This window comes from Pedobacter miscanthi (assembly GCF_003315595.1).
Classification (GTDB): Bacteria; Bacteroidota; Bacteroidia; order Sphingobacteriales; family Sphingobacteriaceae; genus Pedobacter; species Pedobacter miscanthi.
Map to the genome: position 1 here is coordinate 1 of NZ_QNQU01000052.1, position 11,468 is coordinate 11,468.

Annotated in this window: 5 protein-coding genes; 4 read left to right on the forward strand and 1 reads right to left on the reverse strand. The window is 41.6% G+C overall.

Annotated elements, in window-relative coordinates; translation table 11 throughout:
• The 3 genes from DRW42_RS28135 to DRW42_RS28145 all read left to right on the forward strand — a co-directional run.
• Nucleotides 1-5,406, forward strand: a 5,406-nt coding sequence (locus DRW42_RS28135) for a DUF7507 domain-containing protein (RefSeq protein ID WP_113952190.1), incomplete at its 5' end; no start/stop codon positions are given.
• Between the two features lie 13 nt (nt 5,407-5,419).
• Nucleotides 5,420-6,391, forward strand: a complete 972-nt coding sequence (locus tag DRW42_RS28140) for a PorP/SprF family type IX secretion system membrane protein (protein ID WP_113952191.1) — start codon at nt 5,420-5,422, stop codon at nt 6,389-6,391.
• A gap of 113 nt (nt 6,392-6,504) precedes the next feature.
• A complete protein-coding gene (locus DRW42_RS28145; RefSeq protein ID WP_113952192.1) occupies nt 6,505-7,152 on the forward strand; it encodes a response regulator in 648 nt (215 codons plus the stop codon).
• A 44-nt stretch (nt 7,153-7,196) separates the two neighbouring features.
• Here the strand turns inward: DRW42_RS28145 and DRW42_RS28935 are convergent, their stop codons facing one another.
• A complete protein-coding gene (locus tag DRW42_RS28935) occupies nt 7,197-7,364 on the reverse strand; it encodes a hypothetical protein (RefSeq protein WP_158544420.1) in 168 nt (55 codons plus the stop codon).
• Between the two features lie 652 nt (nt 7,365-8,016).
• On the opposite strand from DRW42_RS28935, the gene DRW42_RS28150 reads away from it, so the two are divergent.
• Nucleotides 8,017-11,468 (forward strand): hypothetical protein (locus DRW42_RS28150; protein WP_113952193.1); only part of this gene is annotated, 3,452 nt, incomplete at its 3' end.

Below are 11,468 nucleotides of genomic sequence, written 5' to 3' on the forward strand. Positions count from 1 at the left end.
GGTACTTACGAAGTTGTTTACCAGATCGAAGATAAACTGAATCCTGGTCAGACGAAAACGGCCACTGTAACCGTAACCGTTTCAGCACCAGCGATGCTTGCTGTAAACGATTCAGGAAATGCAAACGGTTATACCGGCGGCACTGCTGTAGAAAATGTTTTGGTGAATGACACCTATAATGGTAATCCAGCCACTTTGAACGAGGTGAAACTCACACAGGTTTCTACCACCAATGCTAACGTTACCTTAGACATAACCTCTGGAAAAGTAATTGTTGCAGCGAACACCCCGGCAGGTACTTACGAAGTTGTTTACCAGATCGAAGATAAACTGAACCCTGGTCAGACCAAAACCGCTACTGTAACCGTAACTGTTTCAGCACCGGCAATGCTTGCTGTAAACGATTCAGGAAATGCAAACGGATATACCGGTGACACTGCTGTAGAAAATGTATTGATCAACGATACCTACAATGGCAATCCTGCCACATTGAACGAGGTGAAACTAACACAGGTTTCGACTACTGATTCAAAAGTTAGTCTGGATGTGGCTACCGGAAAAGTAAATGTGGCACCGAACACTCCTGCAGGTACTTACGAAGTTGTTTACCAGATCGAAGATAAACTGAACCCTGGCCAGACTAAAACCGCTACTGTAACCGTTACCGTTTCAGCACCGGCAATGCTTGCTGTAAATGATTCAGGAAATGCAAACGGTTATACCGGCGGCAATGCTGTAGAAAATGTATTGGCGAATGATACCTACAATGGAAACCCTGCCACCCTGAATGAGGTGAAACTAACACAGGTTTCGACTACCAATGCTAACGTAACGCTCGATCCTGCTACCGGAAAACTAATTGTTGCACCGAACACCCCAGCTGGTACTTACAAAGTTATTTACCAAATTGAAGATAAACTGAACCCTGGCCAGACTAAAACCGCTACTGTAACCATAATCGTTTCAGCACCAGCGATGCTCGCTGTAAACGATTCAGGAAATGCAAACGGTTATACCGGCGGCACTGCTGTAGAAAATGTGTTGGCAAACGATACCTACAATGGTAACCCTGCCACCCTGAACGAGGTGAAACTAACACAGGTTTCGACTACTGATCCGAAAGTTAGCCTTGATGTAACCACTGGAAAAGTAAATGTAGCAGCTAATACCCCGGCAGGTATTTATGAAGTTGTTTATCAGATCGAAGAAAAACTGAACCCTGGTCAGATCAAAACCGCCACTGTAACCGTAACTGTTTCAGCACCAGCGATGGTTGCTACAGTCGATTCAGGAAATTCAAACGGTTATACCGGCGGCACTGCTGTAGAAAATGTATTGGCAAACGATACCTACAATGGTAATCCTGCCACTTTGAACGAGGCAAAACTAACACAGGTTTCGACTACCAATGCTAACGTAACCCTTGATGTGGTTACCGGGAAAGTAATTGTAGCACCGAACACTGCTGCAGGTACTTATGAAGTGCTTTACCAGATCGAGGATAAACTGAACCCTGGCCAGACCAAAACCGCTACTGTAACCATAACAGTGGGAACAGGTGCAATTTTAGCTAAAGATGATTCGGGAACTGCAAATGGTTTCACCGGGGGCGTAGCAGTTGAAAATATTCTGGTAAACGATACCTATAATAACGCAACCACTGCTACTATAGCAAATGTAACCATCAAGCAGATTTCGACTTCAAGCACTAAAGTAAATATCGATCCTTCAACTGGAAAAGTGAATGTTGATGCAGGTACGCTTCCTGGGGTTTACACTTTATCTTACCAGATTACGGATAAGCTGGATGCTACAAAATCTTCTACAGCAATAATAAATGTAAGCATTCCGAGCTGGCTTACAGATCTTCAGATTAATAAAACAGCTAATGTTACAGGTGTAGAAAGCAATGGAACAATCAATTATACCATCACCATTAAAAACAACGGCCCGGCAACAGTTTTAGCTGGCCAGTCTATTGGTGTATTCGAAAATCTTCCGGCAGGATTGGAAAACATTACCTATAATGCTGTTGGTGGTTCATATAGTCCTACCGCAAATACCTTTACTTTAGCTGCCGATTTAGCGGCTGATCAGCAGGTAAGTTTAACTGTGGATGGTCGTGTTGCGGCAGGTTTTACAGGCGCTAACATAACCAATAGTGTTTCCTTAACTCCAGCTCCCCGTACAAACGATCCTGAAAATGGAAACAATCAGTCAACCGTTACCACAAACCTGTTAAAAGGTAAAATTGCTTTGATTAAAACGGGTATTTTAAGTACCGACGGTAATAACGTAACCTATTCTTTCAAAATTACAAATGTTGGCGATGTTGAATTAAACAACATCACGTTAACAGATCCAAAATTGTCCCTGAACAAAACATTCCCAACTGTATTAGCGTTAGGGGCAAGTTTTACCTACAGTCAGGTTTATATTTTAAGTCAAGCCGATAAAGATGCTGCTCTGGTAACCAATTCGGCTTCAGTAAATGCGAAAACCCCTGTTGGAAACACGATTACCGATATTTCCGGAACAGATTATTCAAACGATATTCCTACCGAAACACCAATTCCGGCTGCCCCGAAATTCACTTTTACAAAAGTGGCAAGTTCGGTAGGTACAAAAGTTGGCGAATCGATTGTTTATACCTTTACAATAACCAACAACGGAAGCGTTACCCTTAAAGATTTAACCGTAAGCGATGCTGCTGTTGATGCCGGATCGATCAATCCTGCCAATATAGCAAGCCTGGCACCAGGTGCAAACGTAATGGTAACGGCGAAACATACTTTAACGCAGGCCGACGTTAACCAGGGTACATATACGAACCAGGCTTCAGTAAAGGCAACCGATAACAAAGGCAATGTCATCAACCAGGTATCAGATGATCCTTCAACTCCGGCACCAAACGATCCAACAGTAACGAAGCTGACACCATCACCGGCCTATACCTTAGAAAAATCGGCTACCAATGGTGCAACCAGGACCGGCGATGTGATCAATTACAACATTGTATTCAAAAATACAGGTAATGTAACCCTAACGAATATCGCTTTGGTTGACGCCAATGCAGATGCAGGAAGTTTAACACCAGCCAACATTACTTCGATACTGCCGGGTGCAACCGTAAATATTACGGCCAAACATACGGTAAAACAAAGTGAGGTTAATGCCGGTGGTTTCAGCAACCAGGTAAGCGCAACCGTAAAAGATCCGAAAGGAAATACCATTGCCAAAGTATCTGACGATCCATCAACTCCAGCTGTGGATGATGCCACTTTTACGCCAATTGTGGCTGATCCTTCGGTAAGGTTTACCAAAATGATCGCTAACAGTGCCGGTGTGGTAAAAACGATTGAATACAGTATCCAGGTAACCAATACCGGTAATATTACTTTAACCGATATCGTAGTAACCGATCCGGGTGCAGATGCGGGCAGCATAACCCCGTCCGTAATCAGCAAATTGGAGCCTGCAGAAACCGCCTTGATTCTGGCCAGACACACCTTAACCCAACCTGAAATTGATTACGGTAAATTCGTAAATCAGGCCAGTTTGGTTGCTAAATTTGCCAGTGCAGGTAAACTGAACAAACTTTCCGACGATCCGAAAACCTTGGCGCCGGATGATCCTACCGTGTTCCTGATCAAGGAAGCACCAGGTTTAACCTTGGTTAAAACAGGTGTGTTAAGTGCTGATGGAAATACCGTAGCCTATACTTTTACTGCTAAAAATACAGGTAACGTTACTTTAACCAATTTCAGTTTGGTTGATCCGAAAATGTCATCAACCATCACTTTTAATCCAACCAGTATTGCACCTGATGAAACCGCTACAGCTACTGCAATTTATACCATTAGTCAGGCAGAAAAAGCTGCCAGTTCGGTAAGAAATACCGCCACCTTAACTGCAGGTACTCCAGCCGGAACCTCAATATCTGATGTTTCAGGAACGGAAGAAGATAACGATTATCCGACCATTTTGGAGCTGCCAAAAATTGTAAGTAATAAAACCGTAACCGATGCGAACAACAACGGTAAGGCCGAAACCAATGAAGTTTTAACCTATCACATTACCGTTAAAAACAACGGAAGTACAGGCCGTACAGGGGTAAAAATCGTTGATAATATCCCGGCAAATACTACTTATGTAAGTGGTAGTGCCGATAATGGTGCTGTTTTGGCAGGCAATACCTTAAACTGGAGCAGTTTAACCATTCCTGCGAACGGACAAATCGTGGTTAATTTCAAGGTAACAGTTAATTCTACACTTCCGTCAGGTACGCTGGCCATCAATAATACTGCTACGGTAACCGATCCGTCGAATGCGCTAACGCCATTGAATCCTGCTGCTTCAATTCCGACTGAGGGAGTGCTGGAAGGCAACAAATCGGTGTCCGATATCAAAGGAAATAAAGATGGCAGGGCGCAGGCCAACGAAATTTTAACTTACTCATTAACTGTTAAAAATACCGGTGGATCAGCATTGAACGGTGTAACCATTACCGACGAGCTTCCGGCAGGATTAACTTATGTTCCGGGTTCTGTTTCGGGCTATGGTACCGTAATGGGCAATACGCTTAAATGGACCATTAATATGCAGGCTAACTCCAGTACGGTATTAACTCTGGATGCGAAGGTGGCACCAGATGTAAACAGTTACAATACCATTAAAAATGTGGTCATTATGACTGCTCCTAACGGAAAAATAATCAATCCGGATGCGGCAATAGACGTAGATAAATCAGCTGATTTAATAGTAACCAAAGAACTGGTAACCAAAGGTGATATCAAAACCGGTTCGGATGTAATGTATAAGATTACGGTGACGAATAAGGGCACGAACAGGGCAACAGGCGTTACCGTTACTGATCGTTTATCTACCATTATCGATGCACCAAAAGAGATTACTGTAACCATTGGTACTACCACATATTCTACTACAACAAGAGATTTTATTTGGTTGGTAGGCAGCCTTGATTTAAACCAAAGTGCAACTTTAACCTTTAAATCAAGAACATTGGCATCGGGAACATTGAATAATTCGGCAACGGTAAAAGCAGATCAGCCAGATCCGGTAATCAATAATAACCAGGTATTGGCCGATGCTGCTATAATTACGGGAGATGATTTACTGATCCCTAATTTGTTTACGCCAAATGGTGACGGTATCAACGACACTTTCGAGATTAACGGACTTGCTGAGTTTGCAGAAAACGACCTTACCATTGTTAACCGTTGGGGTAACGAGGTATTCCGCGCCAAAGGTTACAAAAACAACTGGACAGGGGAGGGACTCAATGAAGGAACCTATTATTATCTGTTACGTGCCAGGAAAAATGGCAGCAGCGAATGGAGAGTGTTCAAAGGTTATATTACCCTCATCAGGGCATTTAAAAACTAATCTGCATGTGTAAATGAAGAAATTAATATGTTTACTGGCAGGTTCATTTTTGTTGCTTACAAATCCTGCCTCAGCACAACAGGACGCGCAGTACAGTCAGTACATGTTTAACGGAATCTACATCAATCCGGCTTATGCGGGTTATAAGGAAGTGCTTAACATACACAGCTTTTACCGTAGCCAGTGGACGGGTATAACCGGTGCACCAAGGAGCATGTCGTTGGCGGTTGATGCGATTGCCAACAGCGGAAACGTTGGTTTGGCCCTGCAGGTAGCCAGCGATAAACTGGGTGCGCAAACCAACCTGAGCATTTATGGTAACTATGCTTACCGCATCAGGATGAATGATGATGGTAGCTCAAGATTAGCTTTAGGTTTAGGCGTGGGCATGGTGCAACTGGGTATAGATGGTTCTATGTTAAATCCAAATAACCCTGAACCAAACCAACCGGTAGGTGTACAGAGTACCATTGTGCCCGATGCTAGGGCTGGGGTGTACTTCGCCAACGATAAGTATTATGCTGGTTTTTCGGTTGATAACCTGATTGCTACTTACATCAATATCGACCGTTATGCTTTTATCCCACAGCCCAAACCGCATTATTATTTAACGGCTGGAGCATTGTTTCCACTTTCAGAAGACTTTCAGATCAAGCCTTCCTTCCTGCTAAAAGACGACCGTGGCGGACCAACCAGTTTGGATGTGAACGCATTTTTAATGATTAAGGAATTTCTTTGGGTAGGCGGTTCGTACCGTACAGGAGTGAAACTGTATGATAAAAGCTATTTACAGCGAGATCTAACTCCACGGAACTCAGCAGTTGCCGCGATTCAGATTTTTCCTTCGGAGAAGATCAGGATCGGTTATGGATACGACTTTTCTATTGGTCCGTTACAGGGCTATAGCAGTGGTACGCACGAGATCTCTTTATCTTATTCGTTCATCAAACCCAATGTGAGGTTGGCAACCCCAAGGGTATTTTAAACAAAACTGTTGAAATGTGTAGAATAATATTTACATATTTTGATAAAAAAATAAGTATTATTGCGTAGAAAAAAAATAACTTTTTACTAACTTGCATAATATTCTTAAAAATAATGAAAACAAAAAATGCAGTAAATACTTTTTCAGTGCTGATTGCTGATGATCATGAAATCATTCGTCGTGGTTTAAAAGGTTTAATATCAGACTTTTGGCCTGGTGTAGAAATCATTCATGCGTCAACTTTAGAGCAAGCGCTTGTTGAAACAGAAAAGTCGCCAAGCTTAATCATCATTGATGTTAACTTACCTGGGGGTAACAACCTTAAAGTAATCGATCAGTTAAAATTAGTTCAGCCAAATGCAAAGATTTTGGTGTTTTCTTCTTTGAATGAGAATATTTATGCGGTTCCTTATCTTAAATCTGGTGCATCTGGTTATCTGACCAAAAATGCTGAGGAATCTGAAATTGTAACAGCCATTACCACTATTTTGGCGGGCAGCCGTTATTCGAGCAGAAATGTAAAAGAGAATATGTTTAACAGCATATTGGGTAATGATGCTGATAATCCGTTTACCAAGCTTTCGGGCAGGGAATTGGAAGTAGCAGAATTGCTTACAAAAGGTATTGGCGTGTTAGAGATTTCTAACCAGTTAAACCTTCAGATGGGTACTGTAAGTACTTATAAGTTAAGGTTGTTCCAGAAACTGAAAATTAAAAGCATTATAGAGCTTGCTGAAAAAATGAGCATCTACGAAAGATAAAAAGAGTATTTATACTCTTTTTATCTTTTATTTGTCTTCTATCCTTATTTTTCTTTATCTGTTTTACCGGTTTTAGGTACGCCTGATTCGTTCGGACTGGATCCTGCCTGACCAAATTTATCGGAAGCTCCTTTTCCGTTCTGGTCGAATGAAGCTTTTTCTTTCGAACTTCCAGTAGTTTTGTTTCCGTTGTCTTTTTCTTTCGTTTTCATATCGATCGGTTTTGATCTTAATAGAACATATTTGAACAGGCAAAGTTTGGCTGAAATTTACTTTGAGGAAATCTTCGAATAATTTTTTTTTGCACCTGTAGTCTCTTGATGTAAATAAAAACACAATTCAGCATAGCCAGCAGTTTTCTTAATTCTAGTTTAAAGGCTTATGTATGATTAAGAAGTCTTGATTACTTATAAATTATACATTATATGTGCTGACCCCTTATGTATTTCGAAATGAACCTATTCGTTTTGTCAGAAATCTGTCTAATTAATATGACTTAATTATTATAGAGCTATTAGTTGTATTAAAATTATTGACCTAGATCAACTATCAGCGAATTTTGTGGCTCTAAAAAAGTGCGTTGTAGGGCCTTAAGATTATTAATCTATATGACAAATATCAAAATATTTGTATTTTGTATTATTAATAATACTTTATTGATCGATTGATCAGGGAAATAAAAGTTCAATGATATATCTTTGCGGATGGAAGTGAATGAATTGAACCAGACAGTTTAAAACAGGCTGTTCATTTTTATTCATTTAAAAACTGTTGGTTTAGCGACTACGTAAATGTCTATAAACCAGCAAATAGCTATTACAAACTACATTATCCCTATTCGTGTAATACTTCTATATCCCGTATATGAATAAAAATTTACTCTCTTCGTGTATCCCAGCACGTAATTTTTCGAGGACTAATATTGATTTAACGGAGAATTTTACTAAATATTTTCTCCAATTCATTTGTTTTGTCTTTTTTGTCTTTTTTTTAGGAATTAAAGCAAGTTACGGGCAGTTTACAATTAATGAGAATTTCCGGAATAGTACAGCTAATGGGGTTATTTTAGGTGATAAAGCTACCTTAACGTCTGGACTTTTTGACCCCGCAGGTAATGGTTGGCTACGATTAACCGGAGCTTCTAATAATCAGAAAGGTTATGCATATGTTAATAAATCCTTTCCTTCTACACTGGGTGTACTGATAGATTTTGAATATAAAACATGGAGAAATGTGGCAGATGCAAATGGAGGGGCAGATGGCATCGGTGTGTTTTTATTTGATGCAACATCTACCTTTTCACTAGGCGGATACGGTGGCTCGCTGGGTTATGCTCCTAACAGCAGTGCTGGAACACCAACTGGTTTGGCAGGCGGTTATGTTGGGATTGCGCTTGATGAATATGGGAACTTTTCCAATTCAACAGAGGGTAGGGTAGGTGGACCTGGAGAAACACCCAATTCAATAGTATTACGAGGGCCGACTACAACAGACCCAGCTACGACTAATCCTTATTTAAGTGGATTTCAGTTAAATTCAAGCAGGTCGGCGGATGAGATTGATTACAATACTGTTACTTCCACAAGGCCTACTGATGCCAGTTTTTACAGAAGGGTGCAAATCCAAATCACCCCAGAAGGAGGTCAATATCGTATTATTGTTCGTTGGGCTAAAACAAAAGGTGGAACATTTACCCAATTACTGAACTATCTCACAACTCAGGCTCCACCTGCACAATTGAAATTGGGGTTTGCTGCTTCCACGGGTGGATCCCTAAATTTTCATGAAATCAGAAATTTACTTGTAACTACTCCTGGTAATCTCAGAGCTGTAAAATCTGTAGATACCGATTATATTATTACAGGATCGGATACACCTGTAAATTATACACTTTCAATTATAAATGATACAAATGCCCCTCTTTCTGATATTATTTTAAATGATATTCTAAAAGATGGCAGTGGAAATATTATCCCAACATCAAGTTTTGGTATCACATCAATTGCCTATAGCGGATTTGGTGCAGCTACAGCCAATACTTCAATGCCTACAACTTCTGCTTCATCCAATTCGTTTGACGCAAAGTTTAATATGACAGCTAACAGTACTGGTACGATCACTGTGATAGGTACATGGAAAGCTGGTGCTCCAATTCCGGCAGGTGGTACATTACTCAACACTGTTAATGTTACACCAACAGATATTACAGATCAGGATTTAGAGAATAATACCTCAACGGTATCTGTTCCGGTTTACTCATCAGCTCCTACCTCTTCAAATGGAATTGATTTGACCATCAAAGCTCAAGCCGATCCAGCCTGTTTAAATCCAACCACAGGTAACAAGTTTTCATTTCAGGTTTCGAATATTGGTACCGCGACAACAACTAATGGAACCGGAGGCGCAGCAAGGGTAACAAAAGTAACTTATGTTATTCCAACGGGCTATACTTTTACGCAGGCTGCAACAGACTACAGCGGTTGGGGAAGAACAGCTATAACAAATGGGTATGTTTTTGACAGATCGGATTTGCTGGCAGCCGGGTCGGTTTACGATCCAATTAGTTTTACTTTAATTCCCCCAGCCGGAACAACATCGTATACTGCAACAGCATCTGTAACTTACACCACTACAGGAGGCGCAAACCGCGAAGGAGATAGTTCTACTAGTCTAACAGGTAATCAAGGAAATAATACTGCGAGCTATACCTTAAATTCTGCACCTGCTCAACCAACAATTACAACACCTTCAAATGTAACTACTGTTTGCTCAGGAAGTACAGTTGTATTAACTTCTTCTTCAACATCAGGTAATCAATGGTATAAAAATGGTACGCTAATAGCTGGTGAAACCAACCAGACATATACCGCAACAACCAGTGGAAGTTATACGGTTACTGTAAGTAATGGTAGCTGTACTAGTCTAGCTTCAGCGGCAAAAGTAATTACAATTCAGAACGCGGTAAATGCCGGTACGATTGGATCAAATCAGACTATTTGTTCTGGGAGTGCACCTGCAACATTTACTTCAACTGCTGCTGGAACAGGTTCGGGTACTATAACATACCGTTGGGAAAGCGCTACGACTAATACGAATGCAAGTTTCGCTGCCATTTCGAATAGCAATTCACCAACATATATCTCTGGTGTATTAAATACTACCACTTATTTTAGAAGGGTTACAATTTCAACCCAGAATGGAGTAGTCTGTGAAGGCGTTAGTAGTGTGATTACGGTAACCGTAAATTCATTGCCTACTGCAACCATCAGCGGTACTACTACAATCTGCTCTGGCAGCGGAACAAACATTACCTTCAGCGGTACAGCCAATGCGGTTGTTACCTACACCATTAACGGGGGCACCAACCAGACTGTAACTTTAAGCGCGGCTGGAACAGCTACTGTTGCGACCGGGAATATTACTACAAACAGGACTTACGCATTAGTAGGTGTTGCTACCGGAACAGGTGTTATACCATCATGCAGCAATACGGCAACTGGATCTGCCGTTGTAACCGTAAATTCATTGCCTACTGCAACCATCAGTGGTACAACTACCATCTGCTCTGGCAGCGGAACAAACATTACCATCAGCGGTACAGCCAATGCGGTTGTTACCTATACCATTAATGGAGGCACCAACCAGACTGTAACTTTAAGTGCGGCCGGAACAGCTACTTTAGCTACGGGTAACCTTACCGCAAATACTACTTATGCGCTTGTTGGTGTTGCTACCGGAACAGGGGTTACCCCATCATGCAGCAATACGGCAACGGGATCGGCTGTTGTAACCGTAAATTCATTGCCTACTGCAACCATCAGCGGTACAACTACCATCTGCTCTGGCAGCGGAACAAACATTACCTTCAGCGGTACAGCCAATGCGGTTGTTACCTATACCATTAACGGAGGCACCAACCAGACTGTAACTTTAAGTGCGGCTGGAACAGCTACTGTTGCGACCGGGAATATTACTACAAACAGGACTTACGCATTAGTAGGTGTTGCCACCGGAACAGGGGTTACCCCATCATGCAGCAATACGGCAACGGGATCTGCTGTTGTAACCGTAAATTCATTGCCTACTGCAACCATCAGTGGTACAACTACCATCTGCTCTGGCAGCGGAACAAACATTACCATCAGCGGTACAGCCAATGCGGTTGTTACCTATACCATTAATGGAGGCACCAACCAGACTGTAACTTTAAGTGCGGCCGGAACAGCTACTTTAGCTACGGGTAACCTTACCGCAAATACTACTTATGCGCTTGTTGGTGTTGCTACCGGAACAGGGGTTACCCCATCATGCAGCAA

What these genes read in the sequence shown, in the direction of transcription:
- DRW42_RS28935 (WP_158544420.1), bottom strand. Translation starts at nt 7,364, where the DNA reads ATGAAAACGAAAGAAAAAGACAACGGAAACAAAACTACTGGAAGTTCG.
- DRW42_RS28140 (WP_113952191.1), top strand. Translation starts at nt 5,420, where the DNA reads ATGAAGAAATTAATATGTTTACTGGCAGGTTCATTTTTGTTGCTTACA.
- DRW42_RS28145 (WP_113952192.1), top strand. Translation starts at nt 6,505, where the DNA reads ATGAAAACAAAAAATGCAGTAAATACTTTTTCAGTGCTGATTGCTGAT.